This is a genomic window from Pseudomonas sp. LAIL14HWK12:I1 (assembly GCF_003202095.1).
GTDB classification, from domain to species: Bacteria; Pseudomonadota; Gammaproteobacteria; order Pseudomonadales; family Pseudomonadaceae; genus Aquipseudomonas; species Aquipseudomonas monteilii.
Genome location: NZ_QJKG01000005.1, coordinates 172,250 through 189,270, shown reverse-complemented (window position 1 = coordinate 189,270; position 17,021 = coordinate 172,250). Strand labels below are relative to the sequence as shown.

At 62.5% G+C, this 17,021-nt stretch carries 17 protein-coding genes and 1 tRNA gene; 8 read left to right on the top strand and 10 right to left on the bottom strand.

Annotated features, from left to right (window positions below; genetic code table 11):
- The first annotated feature begins 117 nt into the window (after positions 1–117).
- The 3 genes from D906_RS14850 (at position 118) to D906_RS14840 (ending at position 3,065) form a co-directional block, all read left to right on the top strand.
- On the top strand, positions 118–2,175 hold the full coding sequence (locus D906_RS14850) for an LTA synthase family protein (protein WP_016715075.1): 2,058 nt from the start codon (positions 118–120) through the stop codon (positions 2,173–2,175).
- Between the two features lie 141 nt (positions 2,176–2,316).
- Positions 2,317–2,553: a hypothetical protein gene (locus D906_RS14845; protein WP_016715076.1), complete on the top strand. Its 237-nt coding sequence runs from the start codon at positions 2,317–2,319 to the stop codon at positions 2,551–2,553.
- Between the two features lie 179 nt (positions 2,554–2,732).
- Complete coding sequence (locus D906_RS14840) at positions 2,733–3,065, top strand: ribonuclease E inhibitor RraB (protein WP_016715077.1); 333 nt, start codon at positions 2,733–2,735, stop codon at positions 3,063–3,065.
- A gap of 54 nt (positions 3,066–3,119) precedes the next feature.
- On the opposite strand, the gene D906_RS14835 is transcribed toward D906_RS14840, so the two are convergent.
- Complete coding sequence (locus D906_RS14835; protein WP_027609496.1) at positions 3,120–3,920, bottom strand: cytochrome c; 801 nt, start codon at positions 3,918–3,920, stop codon at positions 3,120–3,122.
- 528 nt (positions 3,921–4,448) lie between these two features.
- Between D906_RS14835 and D906_RS14830 the strand changes: the two genes are divergently transcribed.
- Positions 4,449–5,180, top strand: a complete 732-nt coding sequence (locus tag D906_RS14830) for an amidotransferase (RefSeq protein ID WP_019096934.1) — start codon at positions 4,449–4,451, stop codon at positions 5,178–5,180.
- A gap of 33 nt (positions 5,181–5,213) precedes the next feature.
- On the opposite strand, the gene D906_RS14825 is transcribed toward D906_RS14830, so the two are convergent.
- The 3 genes from D906_RS14825 to D906_RS14815 all read right to left on the bottom strand — a co-directional run bounded on the left by D906_RS14825 (position 5,214) and on the right by D906_RS14815 (position 7,739).
- Entirely contained in the window at positions 5,214–6,185 is a 972-nt protein-coding gene (locus tag D906_RS14825) for a magnesium and cobalt transport protein CorA (protein WP_016715080.1), read from the bottom strand.
- A 69-nt stretch (positions 6,186–6,254) separates the two neighbouring features.
- Positions 6,255–6,968 (bottom strand): 1-acyl-sn-glycerol-3-phosphate acyltransferase, encoded by a 714-nt coding sequence (locus D906_RS14820; protein ID WP_025754755.1) that lies wholly within the window; start codon positions 6,966–6,968, stop codon positions 6,255–6,257.
- A gap of 81 nt (positions 6,969–7,049) precedes the next feature.
- Positions 7,050–7,739: a crotonase/enoyl-CoA hydratase family protein gene (locus tag D906_RS14815; RefSeq protein WP_019096932.1), complete on the bottom strand. Its 690-nt coding sequence runs from the start codon at positions 7,737–7,739 to the stop codon at positions 7,050–7,052.
- 198 nt (positions 7,740–7,937) lie between these two features.
- On the opposite strand from D906_RS14815, the gene D906_RS14810 reads away from it, so the two are divergent.
- Positions 7,938–8,027: transfer RNA gene (locus D906_RS14810), tRNA-Ser, on the top strand.
- A 93-nt stretch (positions 8,028–8,120) separates the two neighbouring features.
- Here D906_RS14810 and D906_RS14805 read toward each other — a convergent pair.
- From D906_RS14805 to D906_RS14795, 3 genes are all read right to left on the bottom strand, one after another.
- Positions 8,121–10,262: a TonB-dependent siderophore receptor gene (locus tag D906_RS14805; RefSeq protein ID WP_025754757.1), complete on the bottom strand. Its 2,142-nt coding sequence runs from the start codon at positions 10,260–10,262 to the stop codon at positions 8,121–8,123.
- Positions 10,263–10,338: 76 nt separating this feature from the next.
- Positions 10,339–10,719, bottom strand: coding sequence for a hypothetical protein (locus D906_RS14800; protein ID WP_019096930.1), 381 nt, complete (start codon positions 10,717–10,719; stop codon positions 10,339–10,341).
- A 116-nt stretch (positions 10,720–10,835) separates the two neighbouring features.
- Complete coding sequence (locus D906_RS14795) at positions 10,836–12,005, bottom strand: MFS transporter (RefSeq protein ID WP_027615879.1); 1,170 nt, start codon at positions 12,003–12,005, stop codon at positions 10,836–10,838.
- A 106-nt stretch (positions 12,006–12,111) separates the two neighbouring features.
- Here D906_RS14795 and D906_RS14790 point away from each other — a divergent pair, with 106 nt between their 5' ends.
- On the top strand, positions 12,112–12,996 hold the full coding sequence (locus tag D906_RS14790) for a LysR family transcriptional regulator (protein ID WP_025754759.1): 885 nt from the start codon (positions 12,112–12,114) through the stop codon (positions 12,994–12,996).
- Positions 12,997–13,037: 41 nt separating this feature from the next.
- On the opposite strand, the gene D906_RS14785 is transcribed toward D906_RS14790, so the two are convergent.
- Entirely contained in the window at positions 13,038–13,787 is a 750-nt protein-coding gene (locus D906_RS14785) for a 3-oxoacyl-ACP reductase family protein (RefSeq protein WP_016715087.1), read from the bottom strand.
- A gap of 118 nt (positions 13,788–13,905) precedes the next feature.
- Between D906_RS14785 and D906_RS14780 the strand changes: the two genes are divergently transcribed.
- Positions 13,906–14,844: a LysR family transcriptional regulator gene (locus tag D906_RS14780; RefSeq protein WP_019098183.1), complete on the top strand. Its 939-nt coding sequence runs from the start codon at positions 13,906–13,908 to the stop codon at positions 14,842–14,844.
- An 8-nt stretch (positions 14,845–14,852) separates the two neighbouring features.
- On the opposite strand, the gene D906_RS14775 is transcribed toward D906_RS14780, so the two are convergent.
- Together D906_RS14775 and D906_RS14770 are read right to left on the bottom strand one after the other, a co-directional pair.
- Positions 14,853–15,323, bottom strand: coding sequence for a GreA/GreB family elongation factor (locus tag D906_RS14775; protein ID WP_027615878.1), 471 nt, complete (start codon positions 15,321–15,323; stop codon positions 14,853–14,855).
- A 2-nt stretch (positions 15,324–15,325) separates the two neighbouring features.
- The gene (locus D906_RS14770; protein ID WP_027615877.1) at positions 15,326–15,724 is read right to left on the bottom strand and encodes a hypothetical protein; all 399 of its coding nucleotides are present in this window, start codon (positions 15,722–15,724) and stop codon (positions 15,326–15,328) included.
- 130 nt (positions 15,725–15,854) lie between these two features.
- Between D906_RS14770 and earP the strand changes: the two genes are divergently transcribed.
- Positions 15,855–16,982 carry an elongation factor P maturation arginine rhamnosyltransferase EarP gene (gene earP, locus D906_RS14765; protein WP_025754761.1) on the top strand — a complete coding sequence of 376 codons (1,128 nt, stop codon included), beginning with the start codon at positions 15,855–15,857 and terminating at the stop codon, positions 16,980–16,982.
- The last annotated feature ends 39 nt before the right edge of the window (positions 16,983–17,021 follow it).

Below are 17,021 nucleotides of genomic sequence, written 5' to 3'. Positions count from 1 at the left end.
AACACCCCAGTGACAAAATTTTCACATTGGTTTAAACAGAATCCGCACCCGCACAATGCTGCGTTGGCCTAGCGCCAGCGCCTCTTCGCAAACCGCAATCCTAGGACCTTCCCATTCATGGCTAACACGGACGCCTTGAAGCAACAGGGCGCGCGAACGTCGTTTTCGCCGACCCTGAAATCCCACCTGGCCTACACGCTGCTCAGTGGCCTGGTGATCATGCTGATGCTCAGCCTGGTGCGCCTGGCGCTGCTGGTCTACAACAGTGACATGGTCGGCGATACGCCGTATTCCACGGTAGCCGAAGGCTTCCTCAACGGTTTGCGCTTCGACCTTCGGGTGGTGGTGTACCTCAGCATCCCGCTGCTGCTGGCGATACTCAGCCCCTGGGCCATGGCCCGGCGTGGCGTGTTCCGCTTCTGGCTGACCCTCACCTCCAGCGTGGTGATGTTCCTCGGCCTGATGGAGATGGACTTCTACCGCGAGTTCCACCAGCGCCTCAACGGCCTGGTGTTCCAGTACATCAAGGAAGACCCGAAAACCGTCATGAGCATGCTCTGGTACGGCTTCCCGGTGGTGCGCTACCTGCTGGCCTGGGCCTTCGGCACCTGGCTGTTGAGCCTGCTGTTCAAGGGTATTGACCGTGCCACCCGGGGTGAGGGCGTGCAGCGCGTTGCACCGTGGTACAACCGCCTGGCGGTGTTCATGGTGATTTTGCTGGTGGCCGTGGTCGCTGCCCGTGGCACCCTGCGCCAAGGGCCGCCGATGCGCTGGGGTGATGCCTTCACCACCGACTCCAACTTCGTCAACCAGCTGGGCCTGAACGGCACTCTGACCCTGATCGATGCCGCCAAGAGCCGCTTCGGCGAAGACCGCGCCAACATCTGGAAGCCGGTGCTGGAGCAGAACGTGGCCACGCAAAGCGTGCGCGAACAGCTGCTGACCGCCAACGATACCCTGGTCGATGCCGACGAGGCTGCCATCCGCCGTGACTTCGTGCCGCCGGCTGACCGCACCCTGCCGATCAAGAACGTGGTGGTGATCCTCATGGAGAGCTTCGCCGGCCATTCGGTGGGCGCGCTGGGCAGCCCCAACAACATAACCCCGTACTTCGACAAGCTGGCCAAAGAAGGCCTGCTGTTCGACCGCTTCTTCTCCAACGGCACCCATACCCACCAGGGCATGTTCGCCACCATGGCTTGCTTCCCCAACCTGCCAGGCTTCGAGTACCTGATGCAAACCCCGGAAGGCGGCCACAAGCTGTCTGGCCTGCCGGCCCTGCTCAGCGCCCGCGACTACGACGATGTGTACGTCTACAACGGCGACTTTGCCTGGGACAACCAGTCCGGGTTCTTCGGAAACCAGGGCATGACCACCTTCATCGGCCGTAACGACTTCGTCAACCCGGTGTTCTCCGACCCGACCTGGGGTGTGTCCGACCAGGATATGTTCGACCGCGGCAACGAGGAACTGGCCAAGCACGACGGCAAGAAGCCGATCTACGCGCTGCTGCAGACGCTGTCCAACCACACGCCTTACGCGCTGCCGAAAGACCTGCCGGTCGAGAAGGTCACCGGCCAGGGCCGCCTGGATGAGCACCTGACCGCCATGCGCTATTCGGACTGGGCGCTTGGCCAGTTCTTCGAGAAGGCGCGTAAAGAGCCCTACTTCAAGGAAACCCTGTTCGTCATCGTCGGCGACCATGGCTTCGGCAACCACCAGCAGGTCACCGAGCTGGACCTGGGCCGTTTCAACGTACCGCTGCTGCTGATTGCCCCGGGCATTCAGGAGAAATTCGGTGCGGTGAATCACACCGTGGGTACCCAGGTCGATATCGTGCCGACCATCATGGGCCGCCTGGGTGGCCAGACCCGTCACCAGTGCTGGGGCCGCGACCTGCTCAACCTGCCTGAAGGCGACCAGGGTGTGGGCATGATCAAGCCGTCGGGCAGCGAGCAGATCGTTGGCCTGGTACAGGGCGACCGCATCCTGATCGAGTCCAAGGACATGAGCCCGCGCATGTACCGCTACCAGCTGGGCAGTGAGTTCAAGGCTGAGCTGATCGAAAGCCCGGACCAGCCAGAAATGCTCAAGAAGCTCGAAGCGTACATTCAGACCGCGACCAAGAGCTTGCTGGATAACACCGCTGGCGTGGTGCACGGCACACCGAAGTAACGCTGCTATATGGGCCGCATTGCGGCCCATTCGCGGCTAAAGCCGCGAAGAGACCAGCGCAGACTGAACATTCTCCCAGCCCCAAGGTCAGTTATTCAGGCATCACCCAACTGGTGTTCTTGAATTGAGAGGGCTCGTTCAATGAAAGCGTGGGAAGTCATCTTTGCCGATCAGAAAGGCGAACCGTCCACCATGACCCTGCGGGCCGAGCACTGTCCCAGCGAAGAGGACGCCGCGCGGGCCATCCGTTCGCACCTGTTCCCGGTGATGGACGAGCTGGACCTCAACGACTTCCAGGACCGCACCATTTCCCCCACCGCCCGCTGGCTGAAAGAACATAGCGGCGTGACTATCACCAGCATTCACGAAGCACCCTGATACACACGTTTGCGTGGCGCCTTTGCAGGCACTACGCTACTGGAAGGTGCCGCCTATTCTGCGGGTTGGCACCGCTTCAATTCGCGTCTTGCATCAGCTCGAACTGCCTGGCCAATGACTGCCGGCAGGTGCGTAGTGCACGGAAAGTCTATCCATAGCATTATTCAGGAGGACGATTCATGAGCAGCCAGAACGACGATATCAGCAGCAACGTCCTGCGCCAGATGAAAGCAGGCGGGTTCGACTTCACCCAGATCCACCCCATCGAGTTTTACGCCGTATTCCCCGACGAAGCAGGGGCCCGCCGTGCGGCCGGGCAGTTTCGTGGCGAATCGCTCAATGCCCAGGTGAAGGAGCTGGGCGACGGTGCCTGGCACCTGGAACTGAGCAAGGTCATGTATGCCACCTATGGCGGGATTGGCGACTTTGAAGAGGCCTTTGAACAGTTGGTGACACCTTATGGGGGAGAGGTGGAAGGGTGGGGCGTCAAGCATGAGCGGCCGATTGCCTAAGCGTGTTGTGTTGCCTTTTTCGCGGGTTCGCCCGCGAAAAAGCACACGCGGGCGTCAAGGTCTGCGCTTGGCCATATGCCCCAGATAGGCCAGCAACGCGTCCAGCTCCTGTTCACTCAACACACGCTCGTCAAACCCCGGCATCTTCGCTTGCGGCCATTGCCGCAGGCTTTGCGGGGCCCGAATCAGCTTGCGCAGGTATTCTGGCCGAAAATACTCGGTAGGGTTGTGCGGCACATTCAAATCCGGCCCCACCTGCGCATCCCCTGCACCGTTCAGTCGATGGCACGCCAGGCAATTCTGCTGGAACAATGCAAAACCCTGCAGCACCGGGCTGTCGGCGGGCAGCTTGGGGTCGGGCAGCAGCGCGGGAAAACGCTGCGCCACCGGCGCGAGCATGCGAATGGTGGAAATCTGGAACGGCCACTGCTCCGGGCGGATGCCACTGGCCTGCGGCGCGGTCCACACCAGGTAGAACGGCCCCGCACTCGGCTTGCCCTGGCCCAGTGCCGGCCACGGCTGGCCTGGGTCTTCCACCGCCAGCCAGGCCTGTGCCGGCCCCTGCTGCAACAGTGGCGCAGCGGGCATTTCAGCGGCAAAGCCATCCAGCGCCACGGCCTGCAGGTGATCACCGGCGCTCACGCCTTTTAGCAGCGTGGCCAACGGCACCGCCCGATAGTGCATGGGGCGCTTGTAGGAAACGTCTTGTTCGATGCTGATATCCCGAGCCTGCGGGTGGTCAAGCAGTTCGGTGCTGCTCCACTGGCGCGTATTGGCGCCCAGTTCAAGGTGCAGCTGCGCCGCCGACAGCGGCAGGCTCAGGAGCAACGCTAACAAGGCAAGGCAGTGGCGCATGGGCAATCTCCGACCATCAAGGCCAGCAGGTTACCTGTGTATTGCCCGGTGGCGCCATCGCCACTGTCAGCCGAACAAGCGTGTCAGGTTCGGCAAAATCAGCAGTAAAGTGGTGGCGAAGAGAATGAGCCCAGCTTGGCGAATTTTCGATTGTCTGAACATGGCGGACCGCCTTCTTTTTGTTATTCCTGAATACCCGTTGGCTTCCTTGTCGCACTTCGGGTCGATCGCAGCAACGACGCGTGGCGCCTGAACTGCCTGCCTCTTGAAAGTGGATATACAACCAACAGTAGGGTGTGTGGCATCCATGTTTGAGAACCCTTTCTTCTAACAGTGTTGGTCGATGATTTCTTTTTGCTATGAGGCCATGTGCCAGTCGGCTGGCATGCTCTGGCTAGACAGTGGCGCAAGTACCTGGCGGGCGCCGACGAAATGTGACCGTTCGTCAGTGCAACCTACTTGCTTGTACGTGTCTTTCGCGTCAGTCTCTACAGCAGATTCCCACCCATGTCGTTCAGGACTACCCCTATGTCGTTACGCGTCTGCATCCTTGAAACCGATGTCCTGCGACCGGAGTTGACCGCGCAGTACCAAGGCTACGGCAGGATGTTCGAGCAGCTCTTTTCGCGTCAGCCGATCGCCGCCGAATTCCGTGTGTACAACGTGATGAACGGCGATTACCCCGCCGACAGTGAAGTGTTCGATGCCTACCTGGTGACCGGTAGCAAGGCTGACTCGTTTGGTTCCGACCCGTGGATCCAGACCCTCAAGGCGTACCTGCTGAAATTGTACGAACGGGGCGAGAAGCTGTTGGGGGTGTGTTTTGGCCACCAGTTGCTGGCATTGACCCTGGGTGGCAAGGCCGAGCGGGCCGACAAGGGCTGGGGCGTGGGCATCCATCGCTACTCGCTGGCGGCCCATGCGCCGTGGATGGACCCGGAGGTGTCGGAGCTGACCTTGCTGATCAGCCACCAGGACCAGGTGACCGAATTGCCGGAAGGCGCCACGGTGATTGCTTCCAGCGACTTCTGCCCGAATGCGGCGTACCACATTCGTGACCAGGTGCTGTGCTTCCAGGGCCACCCGGAGTTCGTGCATGACTATTCCCGCGCATTGCTGGATGCGCGTCAGGAATTCCTGGGAGATGAGGTGTACCACAAGGCCGTGGCCAGCCTGGCCACCGAGCACCAGGGCGACCTGGTGGGGGAGTGGATGTTGCGCTTTATCCAGCAGCCGGTGAGCAAGCACGACGCGGCGTAAGAGGCTGGGGGCCTCAAGCCGGCCCCCACAATCTCAAAGCCAGCCCGACTTCTTGAAGCTGGCATACAACCCCGCACACCCCAGCCCGATTACACCCAGCACCCCGAAATACCCATAGTGCCAAGCCAGTTCCGGCATGTTCTGGAAGTTCATCCCGTAAACCCCGGCAATGGCCGTGGGGAACGCCAAAATCGCCGCCCAGGCCGCGAACTTGCGCTGAACGATGCTTTGCCGTGACGACTCCAGCAGCATGCCGATCTCGATGGTCTGGCTGGCGATGTCGCGGATGCCGGCCAGGTCTTCCATTTGCCGCGTCACATGAATCTGCACATCACGGAAGTAGGGCCGCATGTTCTTGTCGATGAACGGGAAGCTCAGGCGCTGCAGCTCTTCGCTCACTTCCACCATCGGCGCCACATAACGGCGCAGGCGCAGGATGTCGCGGCGCAGGCTGTGCAGGCGGCGGATGTCGTCCTCCTGCAGCGAGCCCCCCAGCACGCTTTGTTCCAGCTCTTCGATCTCGCCATGAATGGCTTCGCTGACCGGCTGGTAGTTTTCCGTCACGAAGTCGAGCAGGGCGTACAGTACGAAGTCTTCGCCATGCTCCAGCAGCAATGGCCGTGCCTCGCAGCGCTGGCGCACCATGGCGTAGGACTTGGAGTGCCCGTTGCGGCAGGTGATGATGTAGCCGTTGCCTGCGAAGATATGGGTTTCGATGAACTCCAGCTTGCCTTCGTGGCGAACCGGCGAATAGGTGACGATGAACAGCGCGTCACCGAAGGTTTCCAGCTTGGGCCGGCTGTGCTTTTCAAGGGCATCTTCAATGGCCAGTTCGTGCAGGTTGAACTGGCACTGCAGGTTGGCCAGCTCCTCGGCGTTGGGCTCTTCCAGGCCGATCCACACGAAGTGCCCCGGCTTGCGCGCCCACTCGCTGCCTTCGTCGATGCTGATGTTAGTGACCTTTCTGCCGGCGCTGTACACCGCCGATGCCACGACACGACCCATGGTTGCCCGCTTATTCCGGTTGAACACGGGTTACAGCTTGGGCCGTACCCGGCCCAAGAGCAACCCGCTTCAGGCCAGCTCGTGTTCCATGCCGTCGATGCACTGCTGCATCTGCCTCCGGCACTGCTCGATCAGCACCGGAATGTCCCGTTGGGTCATGCCCGCCGTGACGATGGGTGGCAACGAGCGCACGATCACCGTGCGCTGGCGCCAGCTGTTCAGGCTCATGCGCCTGGCATAGCGGCTGACGCATACCGGCACGATCGGCACGCCGGCCTCGATGGCCATGTGAAACGCACCTTTCTTGAAGGCCATCAGCTGCTCGCCGGCGTTACGCGTGCCTTCAGGGAAAATCCAGATGGAGGTGTCGTCCTGCAGCACCCGCGTGGTCTTTTGCAGCGCCTTGCGCGCCTGGTAGGCGTTCTTGCGGTCGATCAGCACGTTGCCGCCCAGCCAGAACAGCTGGCCGAACAGCGGGATCCAGCCCAGGCTTTTCTTGCCGATGGCCACGGTGCGTTGGGGTACCACCTGGCCCAATACGAACAGGTCGAAGTTGGACTGGTGGTTGGCGACGATCACGCAACCGGGTGGGTGGTCCCACAGTGGCCCGACCTCGGCCTTGACCTTGATGCGCATCAGCCAGGTGGCTGGCCGGCTGTACAGGTGGGCAAACACCCGGCTGTTGTCGGGGTTGAAGGGGCGGCACAGGCCAATGATCAGGCCCACGGCGCCAACGGCAAGAAAATGCAGCGCCAGCAGGAGCATGCGCAACGAATAAAGCATGGTACGACTCACACCAGACAGTCGCCGGACAGTGTACGGGTGTGCACTGATTGCGGCAAACCTTGGTGTGAGCCTGTCCGGTCAACCCATGTGGTGCTGGTCCAGCTCGATCGCCTTGTCCAGCGCCTCCAGTAGCCCTTTGCGCACCTTCAGCTTGGTGTTCTTGTGCGCCAGCATGTTCAGCTTCTTCAGCTCCCGCGCCGCCGCCAGAGCTGCGTCCTGCAACTGTTCAGCCGGCACCACCTTGTCGAGGAAGCCGGCATCCACTGCCGCGACCGGGTCGAACACCTCGGCATTGATCACCGAACGATGGAAAGCCGAACGACGCAGGCGGTCGCGGGCCAATTCGATGCCGGCATGGTGCATGGTCATGCCGATCTGCACTTCGTTCAGGCACACCTTGTACGGCCCTTCGACGCCAATGCGGTAATCGGCCGACAGCAGCAGGAAGGCGCCCTTGGCCACGGCATTGCCCGGGCAGGCGACCACTACCGGGAACGGGTGCGACAGCAGGCGGCGGGCGAGGGTGGAGCCCGCAGTGACCAGGCTGATGGCCTCTTTCGGGCCGCTGGTCATCACCTTGAGGTCGTAACCGCCCGACAGAATGCCTGGCTGCCCGGTAATGATCACCACGGCACGCTCTTCAGTAGCGCGGTCAAGCGCGGCATTGAAGGCGGTGATGACATCCGGCGAGATGGCGTTGACCTTGCCGTTGTTCAGGGTCAGGGTGGCGATGCCGTCTTCGGCGTGGTAGGTAATCAGCTCGCTCATGGCAGAGTCCTTTTGTTGGCGTGGCGACGACGTTACCCAGCGCCAGAGGCCAGGTAAAGCAGCAAGGCTGACTGGTCGGTCAGCGTTCACCGGGGCTCAAATGCAAATACATGAAAAAACTGAAAAAAATGCTTGCCAAAGGGAAGCTCTTTCACTAAATTAGCGCACCTCGACGGGCCGCACGGCTTGAAGAGAAACGGTGAAGTGTCCGAGTGGTCGAAGGAGCACGCCTGGAAAGTGTGTATACGAGAAATCGTATCAAGGGTTCAAATCCCTTCTTCACCGCCACATTCTGCGAAGAGCCCCCGAGCTGAAAAGTTCGGGGGCTTTTTGCATTCTGGGCCTTGTGCGACGAAAGGGCCGCAAAGCGGCCCTGGCAATCTAGAAGCTGACCGAGGCCGAAAGCCGAGCCGTACGCGGTGCCCCCTGGAACAGGTAGTTGTCCCCCAGGTAATCCCCCACATCGCGCCAGTAGCGTTTGTCGAATACGTTATCCACGGTCAGCCGCAGCACGGTGTCATACCCGGCAATACGCGTGCGGTAGCGGCTGCCAAGGTCGAATACGGTGTACCCGCCAACCTCCACATTCCCCGCCTGGCTTGCATACTTGCTGGCGCTGTACCGTGCCCCGCCCAGCAGCGCCAGCCCCGGCACCGGCAACGTGTATTCCGCGTGCAGCGCTGCCCGGAACCTGGGCACATTGATTGCCTGATGGCCTTCATAAGCATCGGTACCGCTGTTCTGCACCCGCGCCCGAATGGCCGCAGCGCTGGCTTGCACCTGCAGGTTGTGGGTCACCCAGCCGCTGGCGCCCAGTTCCAGGCCAGTGTTTTTCTGCTGGCCCTGCTGCACATAGGTGAAGTAGCCCGTGTCGTCGGGGCGTGCGTACTGGTAGGCCTGGCGGATCTGGAACAGCGCGGCGCTGAGGCTAAGGCCTTGCCAGTCATGTTTGAGGCCCAGTTCCAGTTGGTGGGAGGTCGTGGGGGCAAGGATTTCGAATTTGTTCAGCGCAAACCACGGCGCTGTGCCGCCGGCCGACAGGCCCTTGGCATAGCTGGCGTATACCGTGGTGTTCGGCTGCGGCTTATAGATAAGCGCAGCATTGGGCAGCAACTCATACTGGCGGGTATGGCGCCCGGCAACCCCGTTCTCGTCCCAGGTCTTTTCATCCAGGCGCACTTCGCGGGCGCCCAGTACAGTTTGCCATTGCTCGTTGAAGCTGATGCGATCGCTGACGAACAGGCCATACTGGCGGCTGTCCAGGCGGCGTTCGCTGGCGCCAATGGGTTTGTCGGAAGGCGGTTGGGCTGGGGAGCCTGTGTCGATATTTCCGGGGTGTTCCAGAAGCTCGTTGTAGTAGGTGCGTTGATCCAGCGTCCGACGTTGAGCGCTGGTCCCCACGGTCAACTCATGGCTGTTGCCGGCAACGTCAAACCGTCCGTTGACCATCGCCTGTGCTTCATCGACACGCCTGGTGTCGTCAGGGCTGCGGAAATCATAGATATCGTAGTCGCCTTCCGGGCTGAAATGAGACTGCCAGCCATCTTCGCTTCCCCAGGCAAACGAACTGTAGTCGTCGATCACCACCTTGCTGCGCGAGGCACTCAAGGTGCCGGTCCAGGCCTCGTTGAAGCGATACTCGAAGCGCCCGCCCAGGTTCAGCGAGTCGTTCTGCACCGGCTTGGCCCAGCTCTGGTACGCCAGACGGTCATCCGGGTCGATGCCGTGGGGCACTTCTGTGCCGCCCAGTAATTGGTAACCCGGCACCGAGCGTTGTTCGCGGTGCTGGTATTCGGCATCCAGCTGCAGGGTGGCATCCGGGTTGATCTGCCAGTCGAACGCCAGCGAGGCGAAGTCGCGCTTGCCGTCGGCGTGGTCGACGTAGGAGCGGATGTCTTCATGGGCCAGGTTGGCGCGCAGGCCAAACTGCTTTTCGCTGCCGAACCAGCCGCCCAGGTCGGTGGCCAGGTAGCGTTCGCCTTGCTCGTTGGTCGATACCGTGACGCTGCGCACGTCTTCGGCACGCTTGGTCACGTAGTTGATCAGGCCGCCCGGCTCAGAAACGCCGCTCTGCAGCCCTGACAGGCCCTTGAGCAATTCCACCTGCTGCTTGTTCTCCAGGGCCACGTTCTGCTCGCCGGCGATGGTCTGGCCATTGATGCGGTAGCTGCTGGCGGCATTCAGCTCGAAGCCGCGCACATTGAAGTTCTCGTAGTAGCCGATGGGGGCATAGCTTTCGCCAACCGAGGCGTCACTTTGCAGCACTTCGCTTAGCTTGCGCACCTGGCGGTCTTCCAGCAGTTGCTGGCTGAACACGCTGACCGAGGCGGGCGTATCGAGCAAGGGCGCGGGCTGAAAGCCACCCACCGCTGCCTGGCGTGCCTGGTAGCCATCGTTGGCATAGGTGTCGGACACCTGCAGCGGCGCCAGCACCACGCTGTCTTCGGCGAGCACATGGGGGCAATGCAGGGCCAGGCCCAGGCTGAGCAGGCTCAGGGGCAGGCGGGGGTGACGCGGTGGCATGCGGGGGCTCCGACCATGAAAAAGGCGGCATCTTAACAGCCGCCTTCTGCATAAAACGATCCGGGCCCCGCGATATTCAGTCCTGGTTGGCGGGCCGCTTGTGCTGCCGCCAACTGTCATCGATCTTTGACCAGGTTTTGCCGTCGGTTATCGCCATGAGCTTGCGTCCATCCTTGAAGGTGGCCAGGAAGGTGGCTTCTTCCTCCTTGCCACCTAGCCACAGCCCGGCCAGCAACCCTACCGGGCCCGCCACCAGCGCGCCGGCCACCCCCCAGCCCAGGGCGCTGCCCAGGCTGCGGCTTGATTCCAGGCTGGCCAGCCTGAGGTCGCTGATGCGCGCGAGTGAAATCCGCTCGCCCGGGGAGGGGCTGCGCGAGGTCTTGAGTGTGAGCGATCCGTTGCGATACTCGCCTTCACCTTGCAAGAAATCGCCGGATTGTACCGTGAGTCTTGTCATAAAGTCGTCCTGTCAGGGAAAGGGCAGTGACCAGCGACTACTGAGCGCTGCCCGGGCAGCCAAGTCAACGGCAATACGACGGAGGGTAGTGCGGTGCGATGTCGCTCTTGTGTCAATCAAGCGGCCTTTCGATTGGCCAGCCCCCACGCCAGCAACGCCAGCCCGCCTATCACCAGGCCTGCTACCACAATGCCCATCCAGCCCTGGTGCTGGAACAACTGTGTGCCCAGCAGCGACCCCAGCGCCCCGCCAATGAAGTAGCAGGTGATGTACCCGGCATTCAGCCGTGTGCGTGCCTCGGGCCGCAGGGCAATCACTGCGTTCTGGTTGCTCACGTGCACCAGTTGCACTGCCAGGTCGAGCATCAACACACCCAGCAGCAAGGCCAGCAGCGACTGCTGGGCAAACCCCAGCGGCACCCACGACAGCAGCAATACGACCAGGCCCACAGTGGTACCCAGCGAGCCTTTGCCACGGTCTGCCAGCCGCCCGGCCCAGTTGGCCGACAGCGCACCCGCCGCACCGGCCAGGCCGAACAGGCCGATCACGGCATCCGAATAGTGGTAGGGGCCTTGTGCGAGCAGAAACGCCAGCGGTGTCCAGAACAGTGCGAACAGGCTGAACGCCAGCAGCCCAAGCAGCGAGCGCAGGCGCAGCACGGGCTCTTCGAAGAACAGGCGGAACACCGAAGCGATCAGCGCCGGGTACTTCAGCCCGGCATGGCTGTGGTGCTGTGGCAAGCTGCGGTACAGCGCCAAGGCGGTAATCGCCATCAACACGGCGGCCAGCACATAGATGCTACGCCAGCCGCCCAGTTCGGCCATGAAGCCGGCTGCGGTCCGCGCCAGCAGGATGCCCAGCAGCAGGCCGCTCATCAGCGTGCCGACCGCACGGCCGCGCTGATGTGGCTCGCTCAGGGTCGCGGCCATGGGGACCAAAATCTGCGCCACCACCGAGAACAGCCCGGTCAGCGCCGTGCCCAGGATCAGCCAGGGCAGGCTCGGCGCACAGGCACTGATGACAAGGCCCAGCGTGGAAATAGCGGTCATTACGGTGATCAGCCGGCGCTGCTCGAACAGGTCACCCAGCGGCGCGAGCAGCAACAGGCCGGCGCCATAGCTGAGTTGGGCGGCGATGACGATGCTGCCGGCGCTGGCGGTGCTCAGGCCGAACTGCTCGGCGATGCTGTGCAGCAGTGGTTGGGCGTAGTAATTGCTGGCCACGGCCAGGCCGGTGGCGGTGGCCATCAGCAGGATCAGGGCGCGGCTGAGAGTGGAGGCGTTCATGCGGTTCTCGTGGCGGGCAGTAGTAAGTGGGAGGATTATCAGGAAGTGTCTGGCATGACACCAATGTATAGTTTTCAACTTATCCATCTTGAAAGCAGATAGATGCATGAACCTCAAGCAGCTCGAATATGCCCTTGCCGTTGCCGACACGGGCAGCTTTACCCGCGCGGCCGAGCGCTGCCATGTGGTGCAGTCGGCGCTTAGCCACCAGGTGGCGCGGCTGGAGGCACAGTTGGGCGTCAGCCTGTTCGAGCGTAGTTCGCGACGGGTGCGCCTGACCCCTGCCGGCGAGGCTTTTGTGCTCAGCGCCCGGCCGGCGGTGGAAGCGGCCCGGCGCATTGCCGATGACGTGGCGGCGGCTTGCGGGCAGGTGCGCGGGCGACTGGCGATTGGTGAAATCAGCTCGCTCACGGCGTTGGACCTGGTCGACCTGCTGGCACTGTTCCATGGTCGTTTCCCGGATGTGGATGTGCGCTGGATCACGGCCAAGAGCGAATTGCTGATCGCCGATGTGGTCGAGCGGCGCCTGGATGTGGGCTTTATTGGCCTGTGGCAGGGCGAGGTCGTGCAGGGCGTGGAGCATCGCTTGCTGGCCAGGGAGGAACTGGTGGCGTTGTTGCCGGTTGATCATCGACTTGCCGGCCGTACGCCGTTGGCGTTGGCCGACCTGGCGGACGAAGTGCTGGTGGACTTCCCCGAAGGCACCGGGGCACGGCGGCAGACGGATGAGGCGTTTCACGCCGCAGGGTTGCAGCGCCGGGTGCAGTTTGAAATCGGGCATGTGCGTCTGGTGGAAAAGTTTGTGCAGCGGGGCATGGCGGTGGGCCTTGTGCCGGAGCGGGTGGCCCAGGGCTTCGAAGGTGTGACGGTGGCGCGGTTGGTGGATGCGCCGGTGCGGCACTTGTATGCCGTGTGGTCCTCCAGCCCGACGCCCGCTGCCCGGGCTTTTCTGGAGGTGATGGAACAGCGGCTGGGGTCTGGGAGTGGATAAGCCTGTACCGGCTCTGTCGCCGGCACAGGCAGCCCATCAACTCAAGCGGCAAACCCGCCATCAATCGTCAAGCTTGCCCCAGTGATGTACCCGGCCTCTGGGCCCGCGAGGTAAGCCACAAAGCTGGCAATTTCATCCGCCTCGCCATACCGCCCAATCGCCATCAGCGGGATCAGGCTCTCGGCAAACTCGCCACTGGCCGGGTTCATGTCGGTGTCCACCGGCCCTGGCTGCACGTTGTTCACGGTAATGCCTTGCGGCCCCAGGTCACGGGCCATGCCGCGGGTCAGGCCAACCAGCGCCGACTTGCTCATGGCATAGGGTGCGCCACCGGCAAACGGCATGCGCTCGGCGTTGGTGCTACCGATGTTGATGATGCGCCCGCCCTGGCCCATGTAGCGTGCGGCAGCCTGGCTGGCGACGAACACGCTGCGCACATTCACCGCCAGCATGCGGTCGAAGTCGGCCAGGTCGAATTCGGTGACCGGTGCTACCGCCAGTACCCCGGCGTTGTTGACCAGGATATCCAGACGGCCGAACGCCTTCACGGCGTCATCCACCGCCAGCTGCACGGCTGCTGCATCGGCACTGTCGGCCCGCAGGGCCAGGGCCTTGCCGCCGTTTTCGGTAATTTCCCGGGCCAGTGCTTCTGCCGGGCCGGCAGAGCTGACATAGGTAAAGGCTACGTGTGCGCCTTCGCGGGCCAGGCGCCGCACGATAGCCGCACCAATGCCACGGGAACCGCCCTGTACCAGGGCCACTTTGCCTTCGAGTGTAAGTTGCTTGGACATGCTGATCTCCTGCTGGAAGCCAGGCCGGAATGCCTTGGATGGGCGCAGTATCGGCGCTCGATTACCTGCTGATAAGATGGCAATCACTATCAGCAGAGTAAACCTTTGGTTGCCAATCATGGCCATGGAATCGTTCAACGCGTTGGAGTGCTTCATCCGCAGTGCCGAGGTCGGCAGCTTTGCCGAGGCTGCCAGGCGCCTGAGCATTACCCCGGCCGCTGTGGGCAAGCATGTGGCTCAGCTGGAGGCGCGCCTGGGGGTGCGGTTGTTCCAGCGTAGTACCCGCAAGCTGACTTTGACCGAAGCGGGGCAGCGTTTTCTTGGTGAGGTCAGTGACAGCTTCCGCACTATCCAGTACGCCGTGGCCAACCTGGCCAGTGCCGAAGGTCAGCCGGCCGGGCTTTTGCGGGTAAGTATGGGGACGGTGTTCGGGCGCTTGTACGTGTTGCCGTTGCTGAGTGAGTTTTTGCGCCGCTACCCGGCCATTACCCCGGACTGGCATTTCGACAACCGCCAGGTCGACTTGATTGGCCAAGGGTTCGATGCAGCGATTGGCGGTGGTTTTGAACTGCCGCCGGGGGTGGTGGCGCGCAAGCTGACCCCTGCGCACCGGGTGTTGGTGGCGGCGCCGGTGTACCTTGAGCGGCATGCGCCGATTGCAGACCCAGAGGTGCTGCAACGCCACGACGGCATCTTGATCCGCTCACCGCAGACGGGGCGGGTGCGTTCGTGGCCGTTGACCAGCCGCTGGCAGGCGCAACAGCCGTTGCAGCTGCGTCAGGCGATGACCATGAGCGATTCGGATGCGGCGTGCGCGGTGGCCGAGCAGGGGCTGGGGATTGCCCTGGTGAGCCTGCCGTTTGCCGTGCCCTACCTGCAGGGCGGGCGGTTGCGGCGGGTGTTGCCGGACTGGTATGTGGACGACGGGCACATCAGCCTGTATTTCGCCGAGCACAAGCTGTTGCCGGGCAAGACCCGGGCGTTTATCGATTTTGTGGTGGAGAAGTTTGCCGAGCAGGGGTTGGCGGGGCGGTTTGATGCCTTGCAGACGTTGTAAAGGCCCTTTCAGGTAATATCAACGATGAACAGAACCTTTGCCCCAAGGCACACCTCGTCATCAATCTTTTTGCCCATCAGTTGCTGCCCCAGCGGCGAACGCGGGGTAATCACTGTTATCAACTCATCTCCTTCGCCAATCTTCAGTCCCGCCGCTTCAGGCCCAAGGAACAGCTGGCGTTGGCTACCTTCCTCATCCTCCAGTTTCACCAGGTTGCTCACCTGCACCCCGCGTGCGGGGTCATAGTCGCGCAGCAGCAACTGCTGGTAGATCAGCAGCGCCTGGCGAATCTCTGCACTGCGCCGGGCCTGGCCGGTGGCCAGGTATGAGGCTTCCAGGCCCAGGGTGTCGTACTTGTTCTCGGCGATGTTCTCTTCGGCGGTGGCGGCCTCGTAGGCGGTTTGCGCCGCACGGGTCAGCACGTCCAGATCATGCGTAAGGATGGCGACGATCTGCGCCAGCAGGTGGGGCTTGTCCATGGTCAGTAACAGAACTCCAGCACATTGGCCTGGCTTTTGTCGGTGGGGGCGGTGCGGTTCTGCTGCAGCCAGAACTGGCATTTGGGGCTGTTGAGATTGCGCGGGTTGCCTTGGGCTGCTTCGGCGGCCTGTTGCTGTTCCTGCTTGTGCAGGATGTCCTTGTAACGGTCGAACATCTCGGCCTGGGCATCCGCTGGCGGGGCTGCTGCCGGCGCCGGTGCTGGCGGGTAGACGCTAGGGGGCAGGGCCTGGGCCAACAGCTGCACTTGCTGCGGCCACGCCAACAGGGCCAGCCAGGCGCTCGCCACGATGGCCACCGCGCCCAGCCAAAGGCCAAAGGCAACGCACAGGATCAACGGCAACGGCTTGAGGGTGATTTTCAGTTCACGCTGGCGGGGCATGGCAGCCTCCTGGCAAGGTCGGTCGGGGTGCATTGTCGCATGCACTTGGGCATTTTTCCGCGCAGGTGCTTTTGTCGGCGACAATTTATGCGCAGAATTCGCGGTTTTTGCACCGGTACGGGAGGGGCGCATGAAAGCCACCTGGGACATCTTCTGCAGTGTCGTCGACAACTACGGCGATATTGGCGTGACCTGGCGCCTGGCCCGGCAGCTGGTGGCTGAGCACGGCCTGGCGGTGCGCCTGTGGGTGGATGACCTCAACGCTTTCACGCCCATGTGCCCCGGCGCCGATGCCACTGCTACGCAACAGTGGCAGCAGGGTGTGGAAGTGCGCCAATGGCCGGCGGCCTGGTTGCCGGTGGATCCGGCTGATGTGGTGATCGGTGCATTCGCCTGCCAGTTGCCGGCGCCTTATGTGGAGGCCATGCGTGCCTGCGCCACGCCGCCGCTGTGGCTGAACCTGGAATACCTCAGTGCCGAGGACTGGGTGGAAGGCTGCCATGGCTTGCCGTCGCCGCAGCCCAACGGCCTGCGCAAGGTGTTTTTCTTCCCCGGCTTTACCGAGAAGACCGGTGGCCTGCTGCGCGAAGGCTCGCTGCTGGCGCGGCGTGACGCGTTTCAGCAGGGGGCAAGGCAGGCCTTCTTGCAGGGGCTTGGCGTAAACCCCGAAGCGGGGGCGTTGCTGGTTTCGCTGTTCGCCTACGAAAACCCGCAGCTGGGCAATTGGCTCGATGCCCTGGCCACAAGCGAGCAGCCTTGTCACCTGCTAGTGCCGCAGGGGCGCGTTGTCGCGGGGCTCAGCCAGTGGCTTGGCGAGCCGACGTTACCCGTGGGCAGCCTGCGCAAACGAGGGGCACTGACGGTGCAGGTGCTGCCTTTCGTCAGCCAGGACGACTACGACCGGCTGCTGTGGAGCTGTGATTTCAACGCGGTGCGCGGCGAAGACTCGTTCGTGCGTGCACAGTGGGCCGGGCAACCGATGCTGTGGCACATCTACATACAGGACGAAAACGCCCACTGGGAAAAGCTCGAAGCGTTTCTCGGGCATTATCGACGCGGCCTGTCAGAAGCAGCCGATGCCGCCCTGCTGGGCCTATGGCGTGCCTGGAACATGGATCTCGACATGCGCCAGGCCTGGCGGGCGGCCCGTCAGCATTGGCCAGAACTGCAGCAGCATGCCCGCCTTTGGGCTGGGCAACAGGCCGCTCAGCCGGACCTTGCCACAGCGCTAGTACACTTTTGCCGAAATTCGCTATGATACGCGGCCTCGATTTTTATAAATCCATCCAGATTCGGA

What these genes read in the sequence shown, in the direction of transcription:
- D906_RS14850 (WP_016715075.1), top strand. Translation starts at nt 118, where the DNA reads ATGGCTAACACGGACGCCTTGAAGCAACAGGGCGCGCGAACGTCGTTT.
- D906_RS14845 (WP_016715076.1), top strand. Translation starts at nt 2,317, where the DNA reads ATGAAAGCGTGGGAAGTCATCTTTGCCGATCAGAAAGGCGAACCGTCC.
- D906_RS14840 (WP_016715077.1), top strand. Translation starts at nt 2,733, where the DNA reads ATGAGCAGCCAGAACGACGATATCAGCAGCAACGTCCTGCGCCAGATG.
- D906_RS14835 (WP_027609496.1), bottom strand. Translation starts at nt 3,920, where the DNA reads ATGCGCCACTGCCTTGCCTTGTTAGCGTTGCTCCTGAGCCTGCCGCTG.
- D906_RS14830 (WP_019096934.1), top strand. Translation starts at nt 4,449, where the DNA reads ATGTCGTTACGCGTCTGCATCCTTGAAACCGATGTCCTGCGACCGGAG.
- D906_RS14825 (WP_016715080.1), bottom strand. Translation starts at nt 6,185, where the DNA reads ATGGGTCGTGTCGTGGCATCGGCGGTGTACAGCGCCGGCAGAAAGGTC.
- D906_RS14820 (WP_025754755.1), bottom strand. Translation starts at nt 6,968, where the DNA reads ATGCTTTATTCGTTGCGCATGCTCCTGCTGGCGCTGCATTTTCTTGCC.
- D906_RS14815 (WP_019096932.1), bottom strand. Translation starts at nt 7,739, where the DNA reads ATGAGCGAGCTGATTACCTACCACGCCGAAGACGGCATCGCCACCCTG.
- D906_RS14805 (WP_025754757.1), bottom strand. Translation starts at nt 10,262, where the DNA reads ATGCCACCGCGTCACCCCCGCCTGCCCCTGAGCCTGCTCAGCCTGGGC.
- D906_RS14800 (WP_019096930.1), bottom strand. Translation starts at nt 10,719, where the DNA reads ATGACAAGACTCACGGTACAATCCGGCGATTTCTTGCAAGGTGAAGGC.
- D906_RS14795 (WP_027615879.1), bottom strand. Translation starts at nt 12,005, where the DNA reads ATGAACGCCTCCACTCTCAGCCGCGCCCTGATCCTGCTGATGGCCACC.
- D906_RS14790 (WP_025754759.1), top strand. Translation starts at nt 12,112, where the DNA reads ATGAACCTCAAGCAGCTCGAATATGCCCTTGCCGTTGCCGACACGGGC.
- D906_RS14785 (WP_016715087.1), bottom strand. Translation starts at nt 13,787, where the DNA reads ATGTCCAAGCAACTTACACTCGAAGGCAAAGTGGCCCTGGTACAGGGC.
- D906_RS14780 (WP_019098183.1), top strand. Translation starts at nt 13,906, where the DNA reads ATGGCCATGGAATCGTTCAACGCGTTGGAGTGCTTCATCCGCAGTGCC.
- D906_RS14775 (WP_027615878.1), bottom strand. Translation starts at nt 15,323, where the DNA reads ATGGACAAGCCCCACCTGCTGGCGCAGATCGTCGCCATCCTTACGCAT.
- D906_RS14770 (WP_027615877.1), bottom strand. Translation starts at nt 15,724, where the DNA reads ATGCCCCGCCAGCGTGAACTGAAAATCACCCTCAAGCCGTTGCCGTTG.
- earP (WP_025754761.1), top strand. Translation starts at nt 15,855, where the DNA reads ATGAAAGCCACCTGGGACATCTTCTGCAGTGTCGTCGACAACTACGGC.